22 protein-coding genes are annotated in these 21,587 nt (G+C 44.0%); 3 read left to right on the top strand and 19 right to left on the bottom strand.

The features are described 5' to 3' along the window. Positions 1–12: 12 nt before the first annotated feature. From cydC to ASG46_RS07890, 15 genes are all read right to left on the bottom strand, one after another. A complete protein-coding gene (gene cydC / locus ASG46_RS07960; protein ID WP_056704084.1) occupies positions 13–1,749 on the bottom strand; it encodes a thiol reductant ABC exporter subunit CydC in 1,737 nt (578 codons plus the stop codon). Beyond that, on the bottom strand, positions 1,739–3,475 hold the full coding sequence (cydD, locus tag ASG46_RS07955) for a thiol reductant ABC exporter subunit CydD (RefSeq protein WP_056704081.1): 1,737 nt from the start codon (positions 3,473–3,475) through the stop codon (positions 1,739–1,741). Before cydD ends, cydC begins: the two co-directional genes overlap by 11 nt. Continuing rightward, on the bottom strand, positions 3,475–4,491 hold the full coding sequence (gene cydB / locus ASG46_RS07950) for a cytochrome d ubiquinol oxidase subunit II (protein ID WP_017368319.1): 1,017 nt from the start codon (positions 4,489–4,491) through the stop codon (positions 3,475–3,477). The genes cydD and cydB overlap by 1 nt, the downstream gene beginning before the upstream one ends. Continuing rightward, complete coding sequence (locus tag ASG46_RS07945; protein WP_035389919.1) at positions 4,478–5,893, bottom strand: cytochrome ubiquinol oxidase subunit I; 1,416 nt, start codon at positions 5,891–5,893, stop codon at positions 4,478–4,480. The genes cydB and ASG46_RS07945 overlap by 14 nt, the downstream gene beginning before the upstream one ends. 328 nt (positions 5,894–6,221) lie before the next feature. After that, positions 6,222–7,343 (bottom strand): heme oxygenase, encoded by a 1,122-nt coding sequence (gene isdG / locus ASG46_RS21540; RefSeq protein ID WP_035389921.1) that lies wholly within the window; start codon positions 7,341–7,343, stop codon positions 6,222–6,224. 1 nt (position 7,344) lies between these two features. Further along, on the bottom strand, positions 7,345–8,358 hold the full coding sequence (locus ASG46_RS07935) for a FecCD family ABC transporter permease (RefSeq protein WP_046344768.1): 1,014 nt from the start codon (positions 8,356–8,358) through the stop codon (positions 7,345–7,347). Beyond that, positions 8,355–9,293: an ABC transporter substrate-binding protein gene (locus ASG46_RS07930; RefSeq protein ID WP_048002468.1), complete on the bottom strand. Its 939-nt coding sequence runs from the start codon at positions 9,291–9,293 to the stop codon at positions 8,355–8,357. The genes ASG46_RS07935 and ASG46_RS07930 overlap by 4 nt, the downstream gene beginning before the upstream one ends. Before the next feature lie 18 nt (positions 9,294–9,311). Beyond that, complete coding sequence (srtB, locus tag ASG46_RS07925) at positions 9,312–10,061, bottom strand: class B sortase (RefSeq protein WP_048002469.1); 750 nt, start codon at positions 10,059–10,061, stop codon at positions 9,312–9,314. Positions 10,062–10,087: 26 nt separating this feature from the next. Then, positions 10,088–10,858, bottom strand: coding sequence for an ABC transporter ATP-binding protein (locus ASG46_RS07920; protein ID WP_008345591.1), 771 nt, complete (start codon positions 10,856–10,858; stop codon positions 10,088–10,090). Continuing rightward, the gene (locus ASG46_RS07915) at positions 10,845–11,831 is read right to left on the bottom strand and encodes a FecCD family ABC transporter permease (protein ID WP_007497915.1); all 987 of its coding nucleotides are present in this window, start codon (positions 11,829–11,831) and stop codon (positions 10,845–10,847) included. The genes ASG46_RS07920 and ASG46_RS07915 overlap by 14 nt, the downstream gene beginning before the upstream one ends. A gap of 33 nt (positions 11,832–11,864) precedes the next feature. After that, positions 11,865–12,752 (bottom strand): heme ABC transporter substrate-binding protein IsdE, encoded by an 888-nt coding sequence (isdE, locus tag ASG46_RS07910; RefSeq protein ID WP_056704076.1) that lies wholly within the window; start codon positions 12,750–12,752, stop codon positions 11,865–11,867. A 78-nt stretch (positions 12,753–12,830) separates the two neighbouring features. Further along, positions 12,831–14,639 (bottom strand): NEAT domain-containing protein, encoded by a 1,809-nt coding sequence (locus ASG46_RS07905; protein WP_056704072.1) that lies wholly within the window; start codon positions 14,637–14,639, stop codon positions 12,831–12,833. 19 nt (positions 14,640–14,658) lie between these two features. Continuing rightward, positions 14,659–15,315 (bottom strand): heme uptake protein IsdC, encoded by a 657-nt coding sequence (gene isdC / locus ASG46_RS07900; protein ID WP_035702537.1) that lies wholly within the window; start codon positions 15,313–15,315, stop codon positions 14,659–14,661. Positions 15,316–15,335: 20 nt separating this feature from the next. After that, positions 15,336–15,794, bottom strand: a complete 459-nt coding sequence (locus ASG46_RS07895) for an NEAT domain-containing protein (RefSeq protein WP_008345600.1) — start codon at positions 15,792–15,794, stop codon at positions 15,336–15,338. A gap of 371 nt (positions 15,795–16,165) precedes the next feature. Continuing rightward, positions 16,166–16,498 carry a winged helix-turn-helix transcriptional regulator gene (locus ASG46_RS07890; RefSeq protein WP_056704069.1) on the bottom strand — a complete coding sequence of 111 codons (333 nt, stop codon included), beginning with the start codon at positions 16,496–16,498 and terminating at the stop codon, positions 16,166–16,168. Between the two features lie 179 nt (positions 16,499–16,677). Here ASG46_RS07890 and ASG46_RS07885 point away from each other — a divergent pair, with 179 nt between their 5' ends. The 3 genes from ASG46_RS07885 to ribD are packed head-to-tail and all read left to right on the top strand — an operon-like array spanning position 16,678 to position 19,388. Beyond that, the gene (locus ASG46_RS07885; RefSeq protein ID WP_041091551.1) at positions 16,678–17,571 is read left to right on the top strand and encodes a VOC family protein; all 894 of its coding nucleotides are present in this window, start codon (positions 16,678–16,680) and stop codon (positions 17,569–17,571) included. Beyond that, positions 17,549–18,310, top strand: a complete 762-nt coding sequence (locus tag ASG46_RS07880; protein ID WP_008345606.1) for a GTP cyclohydrolase II — start codon at positions 17,549–17,551, stop codon at positions 18,308–18,310. The genes ASG46_RS07885 and ASG46_RS07880 overlap by 23 nt, the downstream gene beginning before the upstream one ends. Then, entirely contained in the window at positions 18,297–19,388 is a 1,092-nt protein-coding gene (gene ribD, locus ASG46_RS07875) for a bifunctional diaminohydroxyphosphoribosylaminopyrimidine deaminase/5-amino-6-(5-phosphoribosylamino)uracil reductase RibD (protein WP_007497931.1), read from the top strand. The genes ASG46_RS07880 and ribD overlap by 14 nt, the downstream gene beginning before the upstream one ends. Before the next feature lie 69 nt (positions 19,389–19,457). On the opposite strand, the gene ASG46_RS07870 is transcribed toward ribD, so the two are convergent. The 4 genes from ASG46_RS07870 to ASG46_RS07855 all read right to left on the bottom strand — a co-directional run bounded on the left by ASG46_RS07870 (position 19,458) and on the right by ASG46_RS07855 (position 21,585). Continuing rightward, a complete protein-coding gene (locus tag ASG46_RS07870; RefSeq protein WP_017368328.1) occupies positions 19,458–19,823 on the bottom strand; it encodes a VOC family protein in 366 nt (121 codons plus the stop codon). A 169-nt stretch (positions 19,824–19,992) separates the two neighbouring features. Then, positions 19,993–20,847, bottom strand: a complete 855-nt coding sequence (locus ASG46_RS07865) for a polysaccharide deacetylase family protein (RefSeq protein ID WP_035389944.1) — start codon at positions 20,845–20,847, stop codon at positions 19,993–19,995. Between the two features lie 65 nt (positions 20,848–20,912). Next, positions 20,913–21,242 (bottom strand): PTS lactose/cellobiose transporter subunit IIA, encoded by a 330-nt coding sequence (locus ASG46_RS07860; protein ID WP_008345614.1) that lies wholly within the window; start codon positions 21,240–21,242, stop codon positions 20,913–20,915. Between the two features lie 19 nt (positions 21,243–21,261). Continuing rightward, positions 21,262–21,585 (bottom strand): PTS sugar transporter subunit IIB, encoded by a 324-nt coding sequence (locus ASG46_RS07855; protein ID WP_008345616.1) that lies wholly within the window; start codon positions 21,583–21,585, stop codon positions 21,262–21,264. Positions 21,586–21,587 lie beyond the last annotated feature (2 nt).

The raw sequence follows: 21,587 nt of genomic DNA, 5'->3' as shown, positions 1-21,587 counted from the left end.
GTCATACATTTTTTACACGTTCGAAAATGGACGATCCATTTCATACAGCTTTTGATAACGCACATTTTCTTTCAGCAAATCATGATGCTGCCCTTCCATCTCAATACGTCCACCTTCAATAAACATCATACGGTCACATGCCTCACAGCCAGTGAGATGATGGGTGATCCAAATGACTGTTTTTCCTTTTAACACGCGAAAGATCGTTTCAAGCAATTCACGCTCTGTGCGTGGATCAAGCCCGACGGTTGGCTCATCTAATACAACAATCGGTGTGTTTTGCAGCAAAATCCTTGCTAGAGCCATACGCTGTCTTTCTCCACCAGAGAAACGAACCCCTGTCTCTTGTACACCTGTGTGATAACCTTCTGGCAAAGACTCAATGTAATCGTGCAGCTGAACTTGCCGCGCGGCTTCTTTTACTTGCTCTTCTGTCGCTTCTGGAGAACCTAAGCGAATGTTGTTTAAAACAGACGTATCGAATAAATAAGGCTGTTGATTGAGTACAGACACATAAGAGGATATCTCCTCTTGAATGCTTTGTACCGGTTTCCCCTGAATGCTGACAACCCCTTGATTTGGCACGACTGCCCCTTCTAACAGTTTTAAAATGGTCGATTTGCCTGCACCGCTTTTTCCTAAAAGAGCGAGCGATTCACCTTGCTTCATGGAAAACGAAAAATGCTTTAGTACATGTTGATCTACTTCATATCCGAAGGTGACTTGATCAAAACAGACCGCTTCAACGCCATCAGAGACGGGTGTCTCGTCTGCTGCCTCCCTCTCCACTAATCCTTCATACGACTGCTCTTCATAATGATTTAATCTGCTGACGGCATGCTGATAAACAGGAATATCACCTGCTGCATCTGACAGGGGAAGAAAGGCTTCTGTTAATGGAAACAGCACAAGCACAAAGGCTGCGATGAGCGTGTGCGGCATAGAACCAGCCTGAACGACTGAGCCGCTCCAATACACGACAAGGACGACTGCTCCTCCAATGACTAGCTGTGCTAAAAATTGGCGCAAACGGATAAACCGATGCTTTGCCGCTTCGAGCGCTAATAGCTTTGCTTCTTTTCGTTCATAGCCTTCAACGAAATCGTTCTGTCTGCCACTAAACAACCAGTCACTCACGCCCATGACGGCATCTGTTAAATGGCTGTACAGTTCATTTCTGCCCTTTTTCATTTCAATTTGTCGCGCCCGGTTCACAAGTACTGTGATGTATGGGAATACAAATACGAGCAGCGCCATATAAAGCAGCATCAACCCGGCAAAAGGCCATGAAAAAAGCCCAAGTGCTCCAATTGAAGCGGCATATAAAAGCAGTGCACCGATGGATGGAAAGATTGTTTTTAAATACGCATCCTGTAATCTCTCCACATCTTCTGATAACAGCCCAAGCATTTCACCTGTTCCAAGCTTAGTCTGTTTGGCACTTCGTTCAGCCATATCATAAAGACGTACCCGCATTTTTTCAATCATCGTCAAAATGAGCTGATGACTCGCCAGTCTTTCTGCATAACGAGCCGCTGAGCGTGAAATACCAAAGGTACGTACTGCCACGATTGGGACATAGACCATCAAGATATTCTCAGGTCTTGTGGCAGCTTTTGAAATGAGGAACCCTGACGTATACATGAGCATAGAAGCAGAAAACACCGCAATCGCCCCTAAAAAAAGCACCAAGGCAAACAGCTTTTGATTCTCCTTGATATAAGGTATAAACCAGCCTTTACTGACCATGTGTGACCGCCCCCATTTGTTCCTGTACCAATTGATAGTACACACCTTTTCTTTCCATTAATGATTCATGAGTCCCCATCTCTGCAATCGTCCCATGATCCATCACAATGATTTCATCCATATCCGTCATCCAATGAAGTCTGTGTGTGGCTAAAAACACAAGTTTATCTTCAAACAATGGAAGCATTGTTTTCTTCAATTCATACTCTGTCTCAATATCCAGATGAGCCGTTGGTTCATCTAACAGCATAATGGATCGCTGGCCGAGCACTGTGCGAGCGAGGGCAATCCGCTGCGCTTGTCCACCGCTCAGTCCTCTGCCCTGTTCGCCAATGACCTCATCCAATCCATTGGGGAGATCAGCTACGAGCTGAGACAAACCTGCCTCTTCCACCGCTCTTTCGACGTCTTCATCGGTTGCATTCGGTTCATAAAAACGAATGTTTTCTCTCAGTGTCATGTGAAATAAATAAGGATGCTGCGGCATATAAACGACTTCTTTTTGCCATGCCGCCAGCTGTAAATGAGCAAGCGGCTTTCCGTTTAGGATGATTTCACCTGCAGACGGTTCAACAAAACCACCGAGAACATCCGTTAACGTCGATTTCCCTGAACCACTGGCACCGATGATCCCAATTTTTTTCTTTCCTTTCACAGTGAGGTCCACATCCTGAATCGAATATGGTGCATGCTCATCATGTAAGACACTGACATCTTGCAGTGTGAGCTCAGATTGCTCATTCCACTCGTTCAGCTGCACGGATTGTGTCTCCTGCTCTCGGAAGCCCTTTTCCTCTAAAATCACTTGAATCGCCTCATTCGCTTCTTTACCGTTTAACGTCGCATGATAATCATTTCCCACTTCACGGACTGGCAAGAAATATTCTGGCGCAAGCATCAGTGCGGTCAAAGCGGGCAATAACAAAAGATCTCCTTCAATTAAGCGCAAGCCGAGAAATACAGCGACAGTCGCAATGGACAGCATAGAAAAGAAATCGAGAGCAAAAGATGAAAGAAAGGCGACTTTCAGTGTGCTCATCGTCGCCTTTCGATAACGCTTTGAGACCTCTCCAATATTACGAGAATGCTTTTTGCTAATCCCTAAGTAGCGAAGCGTTTCAAGGCCACGGAGAGAATCAGTAAAATGATTGGATAATTTCTCATACGATCTCCATTGTTTGGCCGCTTTACGCTGAGCGACAAGTCCTAGCAAAATCATAAAAACAATTAAAATCGGCAGCGTGACAATGAGAATGACAGCAGATGTTTCATCTAATGTCCAAACATAGACAAGCACCATCACCGGAATAACTGCCATGTTCACCATTTTCGGCAAAAACAGCTGTAAATACTGACGATATTGGGCAATGCCCTCCATCGCCAATGTCACAAGCTTTCCTGTTCCTTTTTTCTTCGTGAAAGCTGGCCCTAAACGGAACAGCTGGTCCAACAGCTGCTTTCTGACGTCTGCTCCAATTCGGGAAGAATAGGTGAACATGACCTTCTCCCGCATCAAGGTGAGACCGTGCCGCACCAGAAAGGCAGCAAGAAACAGCAAGACATAAGGCGTTGCCTGCATGAGGCTCTTCCCGTCAAACAGCGTTGTTATGGCATGTGCCAGCCACTGTGCTTGAAAAATAATACTTGCTCCTTGGATGATTGACACAATACCTAAGAGGGCAAGAAGCCCCCTCATTCCTTTTAGTTGAAGCAAACGTTTATCCATTAGTAGGTCATTGGCTCCTTACCGCTTACACGTTTACGGAAGACATAGTAGCTCCAGATTTGATACCCAAGCACAAAAGGCAGCAAAGAAATGGCAACAATCGTCATGACCGTCAGTGAATAAGATCCTGATGCAGCGTTTTGAATGGTGAGGTCGAATGCATGGTTGATCGAACTAATCATGACACGCGGGAATAATGCTGTGAAAAGCATGGTCACCGTCACCATAATACCTGCACCTGTGAATAAAAATGTCCATCCATCACGCTCTTTTCTCATAAAGAATAGAGCCGCTACATAACAAACCACAATGAGTACAGTTAAAGGGATCGTAATGATCGGACGCACGGTATAAATGTCTGTTTCAAGAATAGACACACCAACAAATACAACAAGAACCGGCAGTGCAATCAATAAAACACGCTGACCGAGCTTTCTTGCACGATTTCTTAAATCACCCTCAGTGCGGAGTGTGACGAAAATCAATCCATGCAGAAGGCAAAGAACCGTCACAGCTACCCCGCCGATCACTGAATAAAGATTCACAAAGTCTGTAAATCCAGCGTACATATTCATGCTTTGATCAATGGGCATTCCTCGTAAAATACTTGTGAATAGCACGCCGAGTAAAAATGGCGGAAGCAGGCTGCCAAAGAAGATCACCCAGTCCCACGTTTTGATCCATGAAGCCTTCTCGACCTTCCCTCTAAATTCAAAGGCGACCCCCCGCCCAATGAGCGCTAGCAGGAGAACCGTAAACGGAATATAGTATCCGCTGAACATCGTAGCGTACCAGTGAGGAAAAGCGGCGAAAATAGCTCCGCCTGCTGTAATCAACCAGACCTCATTCGCATCCCAGAAAGGGCCAATCGTATTGATTAAAATGCGGCGCTCATGTGCATCTTTTCCAAGCAGCTGCATGGACATCCCGACACCAAAATCAAATCCTTCTAAGAAGAAAAATCCAACAAACAGTACTGCGACAAGAATAAACCAAATCTCGTTAAGATATGCCATGATATGCGCCTCCATCAAATGGATCTGTAGACAGGTCCGTTTCATCCTTTTGATCTGTATTCTCTTCAGAATGTGCACCTTTTTTAATTTCTCGAATGAATAAGTAGGCAAGCACGATGGCAAGAATCAGATAAATGGTCGTAAAGCTAATGACTGAGAATAGCAACATGCCGTACGATACGTTTGGTGAAATGGATTGTGCGGTTGTCATCATACCAAAGACTGTCCACGGCTGACGCCCAATTTCCGTCATGATCCAACCAGCTGAGTTTGCAATAAACGGGAACGCAATCATCCATACCATGAAGCGTAAATACCATTTGTTTGATTCTAGTTTTTTTCTAAAGCTCAAATACAAACCAATCATACTAGCAAAAATCATCAACATGCCGGCACCCACCATGATTCTAAAGCTCCAGAAGGTTGTTTTGACTGGAGGAATGTAATCTCCAGGACCAAACTTTGCTTCATATTCTTTTTGAAGGGTCAGCATGCCTGGCACATCTCCACTAAACTTCGAATAAGCCAAGTAACTTAAAGCAAACGGAATATTGATCTCCGCAGAGTTTTCTTTTTTATCTGTGTCAATGTTGGCAAATAGTGTCCAAGCCGCTGGATCTCCACTATCCTTCCAAAGGGCTTCACTTGCTGCCATCTTCATCGGCTGTGATTCCATTAAGTGCTTTGCTTGATCATGTCCAGAGAACGCCACACCTAAGCCAGAAATGAAAGCAAGCACCATGGCAATCTGGAAAGATTTTTTGAAAAAGGTCACTTCTTGTTTTTTGATCATTTTATAGGCACTGACACCCGCGATAAAGAAAGCACCGGTTGCCAATGCACCAAACAGAACGTGCGGGAACTCAACCCAAAGTTGCGGATTTGTCACGAGCGCCCCAAAGTCATTCATTTCTGCACGGCCATTTCTAATCACAAATCCAACTGGCTCCTGCATAAATGAGTTGGCGAGTAAAATCCAAAACGCCGAAAAGATCGTACCAAGAGAAACGAGCCAAATACATAACAAATGAATTTTTTTCGGCAGACGATCCCAGCCGAATATCCAAAGTCCAATAAATGTAGATTCAAGGAAAAAGGCCAATAACGCTTCAATGGCAAGCGGTGCACCAAAGACATCACCGACAAACCTTGAATAATCAGACCAGTTCATCCCAAACTGGAATTCTTGCAGAATCCCTGTCACCACACCTACTGCAAAGTTAATTAAGAAAAGGTGACCCCAAAATTTTGCCATCTTTTTATAAATCTCTTTTTTCTTGACGACATAAAGGGTTTGCATCAATGCAACGATAAATACCAAACCTATAGACATAGGAACAAAAATAAAATGAAATAATGTCGTTGAGGCAAATTGAAATCTTGCTAAAAACAGCTCACTCACAGCCTTACATCCTCCCTTACTTTCGCATGCCGAATGATTCGAGATATTTATGCTCACCATTTCACAAAAAGTTCACTATTTGTTCAATGATTCACAAGCGGAAGTCCATTTGATATAGTTCACTCGGTGAAATTTTACTCTTGATTTTCATTCGGTTAGTTATTTATACCTGTACTTTACACCCATGCGCTTCAAAAATAAAGTAAATTTTACCTAAAATTTGGATGGGATTGTGTCAGTTGTTTGAATACTTTGTCAAAAATATGTGACGGAAAGAGACAATCACAAAAAAATAGCGCTGCTTCTTCGCTGCAGCGCTTTTGAATATTTAGGCTTTTTTCTGTAAAGCAGGTCTTGTGACTTGCACTTCATAGTACGTAATTTTGTTTTTTAACAGGCCTTCAGGTTTCGCCTTTCCATGAGCGTGCGCATCACCAAATGCCTGAGATTTTGTCCAATTCACAAAGTCTTCTTTTCGATTCCAGCGGGTGTGAATGGTTACTTCATCGTAATCAGTTGTCTGCTGAGTGACCCATACTTCCATTCCTAAAAAACCTTCCATAAATTCTACTTGCCCCTGCTTGTTAAACCGTTTAACAAGGTGGTCGGCACTGCCTTTTTCTACTCTTACTTGGTTATTTACAATAATCATGTTTGGTTCATCTCCCTTTTGTTGTTGAATGGAGGCAATGGGGATAATGAGTGGATGCGGTCCGTCTAAGTGAACCTCTGCCTGAATCCCAAAAACCTCCTTGAAAAAGTCTTCTGTTAACACTTCTTTTGGTGAGCCAATTTGATGCACCTGACCTCGCTTCATAGCAATGAGACGGTCACAATATTTTGCGGCCTGCTGCAAGTCATGGAGAACCATTAAAATGGTGATGCCATGTGTTTGATTCAGCTGTTTGAGCAGCTCCAGTAATTCAAGCTGATGCGCAATGTCTAAATAAGTGGTTGGCTCATCCAGAATGATAGTCTCTGTCTTCTGAGCCAGTGCCATTGCAATATATGCCTTTTGTCTTTCTCCGCCTGATAATGTATGGAGCATTCTGTTTTCATTGGTGCGGCTATTCGTCACCTCAAGCGCCCACTCAATCGCTTCATGATCTGACGTGGTGCTTTTTTTCCAGATGGAACGATGCGGACTGCGTCCAAGTGCGACCAGCTCACGTACTGTCATCGATGGAATGGCGGTTCTTGTTTGCATGAGAACTGCCACCTCCTTGGCGATCTCCTGTGCCGTCATCTCTTTTTGTGGGATGTCGTGAATGTAAATCATGCCGCTTTCGATTGAGGTCAGTCGTGCGGCCGCTTTGATAAAAGTCGACTTACCTGACCCATTCGGGCCAATGATTCCGGTCACACTCCCTTTAGGAACAGCTGCTGAAATGGAAGACAGCCGAAAGCCGCCTTGACTGAGACTCACGTCATCCATTGCAATGACATCCATCTTAACCCCTCCCTTTCTTTTTTAATAAATAGAGGAAGAAAGGTGCACCGATGCAGGCAAGCAAGATCCCTACAGGCAATTCAACCGGTGTAAACCAGACCCGTGCCGCTGTATCGGCAAAGACCACAAGCACGCCCCCTCCAAGCATTGAAATCGGTAGCAAATACCGGTAATCATCTCCGATTAAAAGACGGATAAAATGGGGTACAACAAGCCCGACAAAACCGATTAAACCGCTGACACTGACAGCCGCTCCAGCTAAAAGAGCGGCCAGCGCAATGAGAAAAAATCGAGTCCTCTCTACTCGAAGGCCTAATAGCTGAGCCGATTCATCGCCAAGCAAAAGGAGATTGGACGGTTTAATGGCGAAAAAACAAAGACATAATCCAGCCAGCGCATATGGCGACACGAAGCTAAGATGATGCCAGCTCCGTCCGTTTAATCCCCCTGATAGAAAAGGCAAAACAGCCTGCACACGCTCACTGTAAAGCACCATAAACCCATTCATCACCGCACCAAGCAAGGCATTGACGGCAACACCTGCCAAGATCAATTTAAGCGGTGAAACCCCTTGATCAAATGACAGCATATACACGACAAGAGCTGCTAATAAGGCGCCCAGAAAAGCGGCTGCCGGAAGCAAATACGTGAATTGCGGAAGAACAATCATGCTGAGTACAGCAGCTAACCCGCCGCCCGCAGTCACACCAATGATCCCAGGGTCAGCCAGTGGATTTCGGACAACTCCTTGTAAAATCGCTCCTGATGCTGCGAGACAGGCCCCAACGAGAAAACCAATGAGCACACGCGGAAACCGTAAATCCATGACAATTTTTTCATGAACAGGCAGACCTGATCCCGTGAACACAGCCATTAAATCCGTCAGCGACAATTGGACAGAACCTACCGCAAGTCCTAGACAGACGCCCACACATAAAGAGAGAAACAATCCTGGTAACAGCCATTTTCGTCTTGACTGCCTTTTTTGAAAATCTAGTTCTGCATTCATCTTCATGATGACAATCGCTTCAATTTCTTCTCTAATTCATCGATCGCTCTGATGACTTCTGCGCCTGGATTTGTCCCAAATAGGTCACTTGGTAGAATCTCAACGTGTCCATTTTTGACAGCTGATACATCGTGCCACGCCGCATTTTGCTTCATTTCACTCATAAAGCCTGCTTTGACATCTTCAGGATTGCTGTGTGTCATCAGCAAAATGAGATCTGGATCGGCCTCGATTACCTTTTCTGCATTGATTTGTGCATATTGCGGAAACTTTTCGAGTGCTGGTTCATTTTCAGCAATATTCGCCCCACCAGCGATCCGCAGCAGATCACCGCTTAAAGATTGCGGAAGTGCCGCCATATATGTGCCGGGTGCACCATACACAACGAGCGTCTTTACTTTTTTCTCAGGCTGCTTCACTTGCTTGATCCGCTGATCGATTTGAGCATTGAGCGCTTTGGCCTTTTGCTGCTTTCCAAGTAAATCACCAAATAAAGTAACTTGACGCTGGATGTCCTTCACTGAGTTGGCACTTGTCAAAAGAAGCTGTGAACCAATTCCTTCTATAGTAGAGATATCCTTGCTGTTTAATGATTCATTCCCAAGCACCACATCGGGCTTTAAACTCGTGATCAGCTCGACATCAAATTGATGGGTTGTGCCAATTGATTGTACGGACTTTGCCTTTTGTAGATTGTCTGGCAATTCGGCAGTTGGCCGGCCGACAACCTGGCCACCTAAGGCATAAATGATGCTCATGTCGCCAGTTGACAACGAGACGATCCGTTCAGGTGATTCATGAAACGATAATGTTCTGCCGGCAAAATCCTGAATGTTGAGCGCACCATGCCCGCTCCCATTCTCGGCCGGCGCCGCCTGGCTGCATCCGCCGAGGAGAAGCACGACGACGAGTCCTGCCAAAATCACATGTAAACATTTCAACCGTCTGTCTCTCCTTTTCTAGTAAACTTTCTTTAGCTTCGCCTGTACCACGAGACGCTTGTTTTTAGGTGCCAGCACGTGATCACAGGTCGATAATGTGAGAATCAAGTCATCTGTGGATACGTCTGTTTTCGTTTGATAGATGGACTTCTTACGCACAGCTTGCAAGTAGTGCGCATATTCACCAAGATCCTGAAAATCAGTCTGAATATAATCGAAATCGACTGTCGTCTCATACACAGCAAAAATCTCTGCTTCATAGCTTTGGTACAGCGTATCGTACTGAAATGTGCGATGATCTTGGAAGAAATCTTTTTTCAAATAGTTTGTGAGACCAGCAAACATAGAGCCATCCCTCATTCGATGACCGTACACCACTGTATTGGGACTTTCATGCAAGACGTCATTACGATAATCCATAAAGATACTGCCTGCCCGTGTGTCATCCTTTACATAATTACGAGTTAAATAGAATGCATTATCGTTTGACTGAACAATTGGATACTGAATCATCGTGTCCTTCATATCAATCCAACCGACAATGTCTTCATTCACCTTTCGCAAATCATCAAATGACTGACGAATTTCTCCAGGTTTTCGCTGTTTCATTCCATCCTCGTGTGTGTAAAGTGTCTGAGCCTTTGCAAGCACCTGACGATTTTGATAATAGCCAAAGAGCTCCAAGCCAATGGCAGTACCGCTATATAGAAAAATACCTAAACAGACGATCGTCAGCATTCGCTGCCCGATCCTTTTCCCTCGTTTCACACTGTCTCACCTGCTTTTTGCACAACTTATATGCCTACAGGCACGATATACATCCCTGTTTCTGCATCCTGCTTAATTGTGACGGACACATGATAAATGTGCCGCACCATCTCTTCTGTTAACACATCATTGGGCCGTCCTTCGCGAATAATTTGTCCATCTTTCATGGCGATGATGACATCACTATAGCGAATCGCCTGATTCATATCGTGCAGGACCATCACGATGGTTAATCCATGCTCGACATTGAGCTCTCGAATGAGCTCCAGAATGTCAAATTGATAATACATATCCAAATAAGTCGTCGGTTCATCTAAGAAAAGGATCGGTGTTTTTTGCGCTAAAGCCATCGCAATCCATACACGCTGCCGTTCTCCACCTGACAATGAGGCAAGAGGCACCTTTCGCTTATCCGTCAGCTTTGTACAGGACAGTGCCCACTCAATTGCTTTCTCATCCTCTTCCTTATCACTGCCGCGCATCGTTTGGTATGGTGTTCTCCCAAATGCCACGACTCGTTCGATCGTCAAATCGAGCGGCGCTTCATTTTGCTGATGTACGACTGCCAGCTTTCTCGCGAGTTCCCTTGGCTTGAACGCATTCAGCTCTTGTCCATCTAAATGAATCTGTCCTTTATGTGGACAATGGTTATGTGCCATCAAGGAAAGCAGTGTGGATTTGCCCGAGCCATTTGGACCGATAATGGTCGTAATTTTCCCTTTTTCGATGTGCGTGGTGACCGATTGAACAATATCCCTCTGCCGATCATAGGAAAACGACACCTCACGAATGTCCATGAAGACGATCACCCCTTCTTAATAAAAAGATCAGAAACGGCCCGCCAATGACAGCCATGATTGTAGAAGCAGGGATTTCATTTGGAGCCACAAGCGTTCTGCCGAGCGTATCAGCCGTCAAAATGAGCAAGGCCCCGCTTAACGCAGAAAATGGAATCAGTACTCGGTGGTCCGAGCCGACAAGCCTTCTAGAGATATGTGGAATGAGCAAGCCGACAAAGGCAATCACGCCCGCTACCGCAGCAGTCACCGCTGCTAATAACACCGCCGTGATTGAAATCAAAAGGCGCATTCTGGTCACACGCAATCCTAAGTTTTTCGCCGTCTTATCTTGAAGGGCAAGCAAGTTACACCATCTGCTAAAGAAAAGCGCAACCACAAGCCCAATGACGCCATAGACACCGATTAAACGGACATCTCCCCACGTTTTCATCGTCAGATTCGACTGTCCCGACTGATTAATAGTGATATTGAAATAGCTGCAAATGGTCACAAACGCTTCTGCCATCCCTGTAAACATGGCATTGATGGCGATCCCCACCAGAATCATTCGAATCGGGCTTAAGCCGCCTTTCCAAGACAAGACGTATACGAGGAAGCAGGCAATTGCCCCGCCTAAAACTGAAAATAAAGGAGAGTAGAAATAAAATTGAGGAAGCGCTGTAATTGCCATTAAAGAAAAGAAGCTAGCTCCCGATGAAATACCAATAACACCGGCATCTGCTAATGGATTCCTCATCACAGACTGCAAGAGGACACCGGAGACAGATAAAGCCGCCCCTGTAAACATCGCAATGAGCATGCGGGGGATTCTTAAATCTTTAATGATTTCTACCTGTGCATGTTGACCGGTCATAAGCCCTTCCAATAATTCAATCGGTGTAACATGAATGCTCCCCGTAATGGCGGAATAAATAAATACGCCGGCTAGTAAGAGACTGACTATCAGAAATAAAATCCCTGTTTTTTTCATCTTGAACGTCCTTTTATCATTAAGATTCGCCGCTTATGACGGGTACAACATACGAGTTAATTCATCTAATGCCTCTGCTGCCTTTAAGTTGCCTGTTGTCCCGAATAAGCTTTCTTCGAGGTCGTACACCCGGTCTTGTTTGACCGCATTAAAATGTTTCCAAATATCATTTGTTTTAAATTCTTGATCAAACATTTTGACGACTTCATCCGGCATCCCATGTGCGGCTCGGAGAATGATATCTGGATTGGCTTTTTGTAAATACTCCGTATTGGATGCCAAATACTCCATTTTCTCACCTTTTACGATGTTCTTTCCTCCTGCAATACGCACAAGATCACCGATATACGAATTCTCTGTTGCCACTAAATAACTGCCTGGTACACCAAGCAAAATGAGAACGGATGGCTTCGTCTTTCCCTTCGTTCTCTCTTGTATGTCTTTCTTTCTTTGTTCAAAATCATCCACAATGCGTTTCGCTTGTGTCTTTCTATCATATTTTTCTCCAAGCTTTGTGATGGCGTTCTCCATCTTGTCCAGGCTCTCAAGGTTGAGGTATGTCGCAGGGACAGAAGCTTGTTGAAAAGGCGTTTCTAAATCATATTGAAGAGTCGTGACAGACAGGACATCTGTCGGTTGAAGTGATTGGATGATTTCCATGTCCGGGCTCATTGGGTTACCGACTGCTGGGAGTCCTTTGTATCGAGCCGGCAAGGATTTTTGACTTGTTGGCACCCCGACAAGATCCACCTCTAGCGCATCCATGATCTCAGCAGCAGCTACAGTCGTTGCCACAATGCGGGCACTTGATGCTGCATTTTTTTTGCCTTTCGCTGAGCTTTCAGCTGATTGTGAGCAGCCTGCTAAGAAGACGCACACACATAGAGCCGTGATCAGGGTACATAACATTCGATGCTTCAAAAAACAGAAGCCTCCTTTCGAAAAAAAAGGAAGTGGATGCGCCGAGATGAATGGCGCACCTCACTTAAAATAGATTCTTTATCTTGTACGAGTTTGATACTTTCTGACGAGCACGAATAGTGATCCGCCGAATAAAAGAATGTACACCCAAAGAAGTGAAGTATCTCCTGTTTTTGGGTTCAACTGACCTGTCTCAGACTTGGTTTGGTCATCTGATGGCGTAAAGGTCATCTGCTCTGCGCCCGTTTCCTCTGGTGCGAGATTCGCAAGCTGGTTTGGTTGAGAATCGTGATCATTCGGATTTTTCACAAAGCCGATGCTCTCATCGTCTCCGATCACCGTCGCAATTCCGCTTCCTTCACCACTTGCGATACCTTTCGTATCATAGACAAGTTTGACATCGTACTGCTCATGATAATTGGCAGCTGGAATGTCAATTTTCACGCGTGCTGCCTGATCACTACTCAAACTTTTTGCTTCATATTGAATCACTCGTGTATCTGCTTTTTGATCAGCCTTTGCAACTAGCGTCTCTTCAAATTTACCGCCGGTTCCTACTTGGAACGACGTGATGGCTGAGCTGTTCTTCACAGTGTATGAAACGAAATGGCGGCCATTTTTCACCACCAATGTCGCAGGGCTCACGACGTAATCGTTCATGCGAGAAAGCTCATCTTTGTCTGCTTTCTTCATTGAAAAAGGAAGCTTGTACACTCCGTCTTTTAGCTGAACTGTCTCTTGATTCGTTCCGCCGTTCGTTGTGTCTGGTGCTGGTTTATTTGGTTTTGGTGTTTCTGGTGTAGCCGGGGTTTCTTCCTCTATTTGACCGTCCTTCAGTGGAACGATACTTTTTGAATCAAATTGAAAACGAATATCGTACGTTTGATCATAGTGAGCGGCTGCTACTACAATGTGTACTTTTCCGTTAACTGCTTTTTTCAGATCAGACACTTCAAATGAAACCACTCTTGTGTTCTTTGCTTGATCTGTGCTCACGTTTTTCACTTCTTGATAAGAACCGTTTCTCTCTATTTTCAAAGAATCAACTGACGTATGATCCTTCACCGTAAAGGAAACGGTTTGCGTTCCATTTTTAACGGTTAACGATGCTGGATGTGAGAAGTATTGGCTCATCCGAGATGCCTCATCCTCATCGCCCTTCAGCACACTGTAGTTGATACGATACACACCATCTTTTAATTGGTTCTGCGTCGAATCAACTGGTGTTGTGCCGTTTTGATCATCTGGCTTTGTTTCGCTGTCGCCTGGCGTCGTGCCACTTTGATCATCCGGCTTTGTTTCGCTGTCGCCTGGCGTCGTACCATTTTGATCATCCGGCTTTGTTTCGCTGTCGCCTGGCGTCGTACCATTTTGATCATCTGGTGTTGTTTCGCTATCGTCTGGCTTCGCAGGCGTGACAAGTGTGAGACTGCTCTGATCGAAAGCGAGCTGTACGTCATACGCCTCATCATAAATAAAGCCGCCTAAGTCCCAGTAAATTTTGACCCAGCCATTTAATTTGGCTGATACATCGGCTACATCAAATTTGATTACACGCGTATTTGCTGTCTCATCTTCACTGACCGTTTCAGTGGTGACGAGAGAGCCATTTTGTTCGACCTTGAAATCTGTGATTTCTTTGCTTTGCTTCAGCGTCAAATAGGCAGTCGTCTTGCCATTTTCGATGATGAGCTTAGCTGGCTTTTCTGTATACGTATCCATCATGGATGCTTCAGTGCTGCCATTTTTTAAAATGGTGAATCCGGCCGTATATTCACCATCAACCAATGATGCCGCCTGAGCCGTTCCTTGAGGCAGCTGAAACGCAGTCAACAAACTGAATAAAACGAGCAGAATAGCTGTCTGTAGATGAAAAAGACGTTTCAAAAGATGACACTTCCTTCCGTTAATGCTTGATGATCCACTTTCTCGCTAAAAACCCGCCTGAACATAAGACAAGCACAAGGAGCCATCCCATCTGGCTTGTATCACCAGTTTGAGGATTTTCTTCTTGTTTTGTTTTGGTGGATGAATCAGTTGTTTTGGTTGTTTCTTTTGATGATTCTTGATGTTTTGCTGCACCTGCTGTTTCTTTTGAACTGTCAGAAGAAAGTGACTTGATGCTGCTTTCATCGAATTTCAGCTGGATGGTATAGTCGTGATCATAATCAGCCGATTTGACTGTGACATGGATTTTTGACTTGATTGGTTTAGACAAACTCTGTGCTTGGAATTGAACAAGCCTTGTATTGGCTTTCTTATTCGTTGATAGAACCGTCGTATCGACATAGCCACCATTTCCCGGCACTTTAAATTCCGTTACCCAGCTGCTGTTTTTAATGGTCATTTGCACAGTCAGCTTGCCATTTTTCACGATCACTTTTGCCGGCTTCAGCCAGTAATCATTTGCCATCGAAACGGCAGTTCCTTCGGCCTTCATCACAGTGTAATTGACGGAGTATGTACCATCATTTAATGAGGCAGCCTGTGCATTTGAAAAAGGCAGTATAAGTGCCAGCAATAATGCAGCCACAAAGGCTGGCATCCTGATCCATTTTTTCATCAGATGAATTTCCTCCCTTTTTATTGAACAGTTGCTGCATCAAACTTGACGCGAATATCGTAATTGCCTGTATATCCAATGACCGGTACTGTCACACTCACTTTAGCTGGTACAACATCTGTCAGGCTGTTGACATTGAACTCTACCGTTCTCTTATTGACAGCTGTGTTTGTACTGATCACCTTCGCATCTTTGTAGACACCTTGATCCAATGTTTTAAAGCTTGTAATCCAAGAGCTGTTCGTTAACGTGACTTGCGCTTTGATTTTTCCGTCCTTCACAACAAGCTTAGCTGGTTTTTCAAAATACGTATTTGCTGTTGACGTTGAATCACTGTCTGCTTTCCATACCACATATTGTGCTGAATATTGACCATCTGCTAAGCCTGCTGCTGAGGCAGAGCTAACCGGGGCTAGAGCAAACAATAGAACAAAGCTAAAGAATAATAAGACGTGTGATGCTGAACGAAGTGATTTCATATTTATCCTCCTAATTGATATTGATAATTATTCTCAATAGATAATAAAAAAAATAACCTTTATCAGCGTATGAATCACGCTCATAAATGATTATGATAATCATTATCAATTGAGTTTAAAAAATAAATCTTTGCTTTCGACAAGTCAAAGATGTCTGCTGCTACATGATGTAGTGATACACGGTTTAGGTAATCTGTCCCATTCATGATACCATGGCATAACCTCCCCCATTCCATTACAGGGAAAAGAACCCTCTTCTCCTTGATATTATATGATGAATGAAATTATTGTCAACATCATTTTTCATACTATTGACTTAGATTTCTGGAAAATCACAAAAAAAATCGATCAGGGACACTGATCGAAGTCCATTAAGAAGGGACATGTTCACCCTTTTCACTATTTTTGCGCTCTAAAGACCAAGCATACATTTCCCGTATGACTGGTTCAATTTTGTTTCCTTGTTCTGTTAGTTCATATTCAATCCGCACTGGAATGTCGGGATATACTTTTTTCTCAACAAGACCTTCAGCTTCTAAATCTTTCAGCCTTTCTGATAATAACCGTCCGCTGATGTTCATTTCATTTTCTAGCTGACAAAAACGTTTTGGCCCTGTCAAAAGCTGATTGATGATGAGAATCACCCACTTCTTCCCTAAAATCTCCATGGCATCTGTAATTGGGCAGCCATCTACTTGAGCCATACTTTACTCCCTCCTGCTTTTCTCTACTTTTTTTCATTATAACATAATTAATTACTTGAAATAAGTCACTAACTATTATATAGTTTAGTTACTAAAAGTAACAAGGTAATCATTTTTATCAATTTTCAATAAACCATTGAACATACAGATGCATATAACATGAAGGAGATGACCGAGCTTTGAATACAATAGAGCAAGTAAGATTAGGTGTAACAGAATTACATGTGTCCAGCTTTGAGCGTTCTTTGCCTTTTTATACAGACATTTTAGGTTTTACTTTATTAGAACAGACGGATTCTACTGTCACGCTTGGCAGCAACGCAAAGGAACCAATCCTTGTGCTGAAAGAAGATGTGCAGCTGAAAGAGAAGCCGGATCATGAGCCAGGACTTTATCATTTTGCGGTTTTATTACCTACCAGAAAAAACCTGGGCACATGGCTGGCGCATGTGATCAAAAAAGGCTATCCTTTAATTGGAGCAAGCGATCACTTTTTCAGTGAAGCCATTTATTTAAGTGATCCAGATGGCATCGGCGTTGAGATTTATGCTGATCGTCCTCAGGACATATGGGTAGGTGAGCATGGAGAGCTGAAAGGTGGCGGAAATGCCCCGCTTGATGGAGATGGTCTCCTGCAAGAAGCCGCTGATTCCACCTGGGAAGGACTCCCGGCTGGTACAGTCATGGGACACTTGCATTTCCATCTCAACCCAGAAGAAGCCGATTCCTTTTATGTGAACACGCTCGGTTTTCATATCCGAATGGCTCCCCCAGCCAGCTTATTCGTTGCTGGTGGCATCTATCATCACCACCTTGCCTTTAATGCATGGGGACGAGGGAGAAAAGGAGCCATTGATCCACGTTTTTCAGGAATTAGAAGCTATACACTGGTTTTCCCAAAAGAAGACGATAGAACATCCGTCGTCGAACGTCTGACAAAAGCAGGTGTTCACATGAACACGACAGGAAAAAGCAACGAATTTATTGATCCATTTGGCGTTCTCGTTCGTTTACAGATTGAAGAAACAGACAAAAAAGAAGGTGTAGAATATGGACAAACACACAGAGGTTAAAACAGCCATTTTAAAAGATAAAATCAAACGAGTACAGCAAGAAGACGGATTTATATATATCACTGGACCTATTAAACTGCCAGTGAATTTAGACGGTAGAACGGTCATGTTTAACTGGTATTCATGGTTAAAAGACGATGGGAAAGAACCATTATCAGATGAAGCTTTAATCGAAAGCCTTTCCTCCCGTGAACTTGCAGATCACCAGCAATCAAGCGTCCTTGTTTACGGAGATTTCGAACATGCTGATGAAGCGCTGATCCGCATGCATTCCATCTGCCACACCGGCGATATTTTCGGAAGCAAACGCTGTGATTGTGGGTTCCAATTGAAACAGTCTATGCGAATGATTGAGGACAATGGAGCAGGCGCACTGTTTTATTTAGCCAACCATGAAGGACGCGGGATCGGTCTTTTCAGTAAAGCCATGGCCTACATCTTGCAAGAAAACGGCTACGATACAGTAGAAGCGAACGAAGCACTAGGCTTTGAAGATGATACACGTCAATATGAAGAAGCGATTGCTGTTCTTCAAACATTGCGTACAAAGCCAGTCAGACTGATCACAAATAATCCGAAAAAGACGGATGCTATCAGTCATGCAGGCCTTTCTCTTTCTGGACGGATTCCACTTTGGGGTGATGTCTCTGAGTTCAATGAAAAATACTTGCAGACAAAAATTAACCGCTCAGGCCATATGAAAGCGGATCAAGAGGTGCGTACGATTGCCACATCATGAGCGATATATGAAACTAGCCCTTGAAAATGCTGAAGCAATGAAAGGTCAGACATCTCCCAATCCGCTCGTCGGGGCTGTGATTGTGCGAGAAAATGAAATTGTTGGGGTCGGGGCGCATATGAAGGCCGGCGAACCACATGCAGAAATTCATGCACTTAAAATGGCTGGAGACAAGGCAAAAGGTGCCACGATCTATGTAACACTAGAGCCTTGTTCCCACCATGGCCGCACAGGCCCATGCGCTGAAGCACTTGTGAAAGCTGGCGTAGAAAAAGTTGTCGTTGCTGCACTGGATCCGAACCCGCTTGTTGCCGGGCGCGGGATTGCCATTTTACAAGATGCAGGCATTCAAGTCATCACAGGCGTCATGGAGCAGGAATCCATTCTCATGAATGAAGTGTTCAACCACTTTATTACGAAAAAAACGCCTTTCGTGACACTCAAAGCAGGCATTACGTTAGACGGAAAAATTGCATCTGCTACGTCTGACAGCAAGTGGATTACATCAGAAACGTCCCGTTATGATGCACATCACATTCGCAGTATCAACGATGCGATCTTGGTCGGTGCGCAAACCGTCATTCACGACGATCCTTCATTAACAGCACGCATTCCAAACGGTCATCATCCGATTCGAATTGTCTTAGACTCTAAACTGTCTATCCCGCTGACAGCAAAGGTGGTCACAGATCAGATGGCACCAACATGGATTTTCACAACAAAACAAGCCGATGAAGAAAAACGAGCCGCTTTAGAAGCAGCTGGCGTCAGTGTCATCATGACGGATAGCGATATCCGGGTGCCCTTACAAGAAGTACTTCAAGTGCTCGGAGAAAGAAATGTCTCCTCCCTGATGATTGAAGGCGGCGGACAAATCAATGCCTCATTTTTGGAGCAGCAGCTTGTCGATAAACTCGTCATCTACATGGCGCCCAAGCTCATTGGCGGACGACTCTCTCCTTCTTTTTTCGGAGGCGAAGGCATACGCCTCATGAGTGATGCAATTGAACTGGATCAACTCTCTCTTGAACCACTCGGAAAAGATATAAAGATAACGGGTTATCCTGTTTATCAATAACATACTTTCATAAAATAAGGATGTCGAGATTTTCTCGACATCCTTATTGTTTCTCACAAGATTTATTTTCTACAGTCTCTCTAAAAATTCAATTCGATTTCCAAATGGATCATCTACATAAAACCTGATGGCTCCATCTAACGGCTGATCTTCCTTTATAAGAATATGATGTTTCATTAATGTCTCTTTTACATTTGATAATTTTTTTACTTGAAAAGCTGGATGAGCTTTTTTCGCTGCTTGAAACTGATCTTCAATGCCAATGTGAAGCTGTTGATTGCCACACTGAAACCAAACACCACCACGTTTTGCTAGGTGAACAGGCTTAGGTATTTCCTTCATTCCTAGAATCTCTCCAAAAAACAAACGTGCCTTCTCTTCACTCCCCTTTGGGGCAGCTAACTGGACATGATCAATTCCAAGAAAATTTGACATCTTTGCTCTCTCCCTTTTCACATCATTTAAAAAACATTATGTGTGACGATCACGTCTGAAGAATATACCTAGATGTTACTCAAGCCCTATGATGTTGTCGATCCACAAATCATCTCCACGAAACGTGTCGTAAAATGTTTCATGTGAAACATCTGTGATCTAATATTGATCAATTTCCCTCTATCAGTCTGCCAAAGCTTTCGGGTGAAAGTCCCGGTGAAATGCGCAGGCGGTGTAAGGACATCATACCTTGTTCTTTCTTCGCATGTCCTGGTTCAGTGGTTACAGCCATTTCATATCCTGCTTCCTTCGCCAACTTCAGCGTGTCTTCGTTATAGCGACCGACCGGATAGCTGACCATGATCGTTTGTTGAGAAAACCGCTGGTCAAAGAATACCTTCGATCCTTTTAATTCTTCTTCCTGCTGCTTCTGTGTTAAACGATTGAGTTCTAAATGATGAATGGTGTGACTCTCTATTGAAATACCATGCGCCACCATATCATCCATTTGGGCATCGGTTAAATGATGCGGACGGCCGATGGACTGCTCGATCATAAAAATCGTGGCTTTCATTCCATATTCCTTTAAAATCGGAAATGCCTTTGTGTAGTTATCCGTGTATCCATCGTCAAATGTGATAAGAACATACTTTTCACTTGGTGTCGAATTGGTCGAGAGAACTTGATATGCCTCTTTCGGCGACAGCGTGACATAGCCGTTGTCTTTCAGCCATTTCATATGAGCTGCAAATTCGCTCTTTGGCACACGTAACGAATTACCGCTAGAGATACTGTGATACATCAAGATTGGAAGCGCAACGGGTTCCTTTTGCTGAATCCAGTTTTGTTTGTCTATCTCTGCCGCTTCAATTTGCTGCGTTTCTGTTGTTTCTTTCGTTTGTCCTTGACCCTTTACCTCTTTGATGGCTTGCTGGTTTCCTTCTGTTTGCTGTTTCGTACCCATACAGCCCGAAATGAGCAGCATGACTAAACCAACTGCAAGCCACATACATGTTTTTTTCATTCACCAATCCTGCTTTCTCTTTATCTACCGAATGATTATAACAGAAATTGGTTAATAACTGATATCTATTTTGACAGGGTATTCATTTTTTTACACATTTCGATCATTTCAATGGCAAGCAGATGGATGGTCTCTGTTGTGAGCATTTGGTCTTCTGCATGTATGAGCAGTAAAGAAAAGGGAAGCTGTTCCCCTGCCGCCTCTTTTTGTATCAGTGACAAGTGCAGGTCATGGATGCTTCGAAACGCTTCCTCCCCTTTTTCAATCAACTGCTGCGCTGCTTCAAAGTCATCCGCTCTTGCTAGACGAATGGCTTCTACATAATGGCTTCGTGCCTCACCTGCATGGGCAATGATTTGAAAGGCTGCTCCCTGCATTTCCTCTAATACCGTCATCTGCTTCTCCTCCGATTGCTCAAGATTCATTTGCTAGTTTCAGTGCATGTTCTAGAATTTTTTCTCCATTCGCTGTTCCATATAATCTTACATTTACCACATCGACAGGTATATGATAAGGTGCCGCTGTTTTTTCTGCTGCCTTTCTCATAAAGCTAACTTGCGGCCCTAGCAAAATGACCTTTACATCGTCCCCATGCTCTTCTAATTCGTCCGCAATGGCCCCTTCAGGTATCGCATAAATTTCATAATCCAGCCCTTTTCCTTCTGCGGCTGCCTTCATTTTAGATACCACAATCGACGTTGACATTCCTGCTGCACAAGCGAGAATGATTCGCTTCATAT

Source organism: Bacillus sp. Leaf49, from assembly GCF_001426125.1.
Classification (GTDB): Bacteria; Bacillota; Bacilli; order Bacillales; family Bacillaceae; genus Bacillus; species Bacillus altitudinis.
This window is presented reverse-complemented; position numbering and strand designations above follow the sequence as displayed.

Bases quoted from the DNA above. Each gene is read 5' to 3' on its own strand.
- ASG46_RS07890 (WP_056704069.1), bottom strand. From the start codon at position 16,498: ATGGCTCAAGTAGATGGCTGCCCAATTACAGATGCCATGGAGATTTTA.
- ASG46_RS07895 (WP_008345600.1), bottom strand. From the start codon at position 15,794: ATGAAATCACTTCGTTCAGCATCACACGTCTTATTATTCTTTAGCTTT.
- cydC (WP_056704084.1), bottom strand. From the start codon at position 1,749: ATGGTCAGTAAAGGCTGGTTTATACCTTATATCAAGGAGAATCAAAAG.
- cydD (WP_056704081.1), bottom strand. From the start codon at position 3,475: ATGGATAAACGTTTGCTTCAACTAAAAGGAATGAGGGGGCTTCTTGCC.
- ASG46_RS07865 (WP_035389944.1), bottom strand. From the start codon at position 20,847: ATGAAAAAAACATGTATGTGGCTTGCAGTTGGTTTAGTCATGCTGCTC.
- ASG46_RS07860 (WP_008345614.1), bottom strand. From the start codon at position 21,242: ATGACGGTATTAGAGGAAATGCAGGGAGCAGCCTTTCAAATCATTGCC.
- ASG46_RS07870 (WP_017368328.1), bottom strand. From the start codon at position 19,823: ATGTCAAATTTTCTTGGAATTGATCATGTCCAGTTAGCTGCCCCAAAG.
- isdG (WP_035389921.1), bottom strand. From the start codon at position 7,343: ATGGATGTCATTGCAATGGATGACGTGAGTCTCAGTCAAGGCGGCTTT.
- ASG46_RS07935 (WP_046344768.1), bottom strand. From the start codon at position 8,358: ATGAAGATGAATGCAGAACTAGATTTTCAAAAAAGGCAGTCAAGACGA.
- ASG46_RS07855 (WP_008345616.1), bottom strand. From the start codon at position 21,585: ATGAAGCGAATCATTCTCGCTTGTGCAGCAGGAATGTCAACGTCGATT.
- ASG46_RS07880 (WP_008345606.1), top strand. From the start codon at position 17,549: ATGGACAAACACACAGAGGTTAAAACAGCCATTTTAAAAGATAAAATC.
- ASG46_RS07915 (WP_007497915.1), bottom strand. From the start codon at position 11,831: ATGAAAAAAACAGGGATTTTATTTCTGATAGTCAGTCTCTTACTAGCC.
- cydB (WP_017368319.1), bottom strand. From the start codon at position 4,491: ATGGCATATCTTAACGAGATTTGGTTTATTCTTGTCGCAGTACTGTTT.
- isdC (WP_035702537.1), bottom strand. From the start codon at position 15,315: ATGAAAAAATGGATCAGGATGCCAGCCTTTGTGGCTGCATTATTGCTG.
- ASG46_RS07920 (WP_008345591.1), bottom strand. From the start codon at position 10,858: ATGGACATTCGTGAGGTGTCGTTTTCCTATGATCGGCAGAGGGATATT.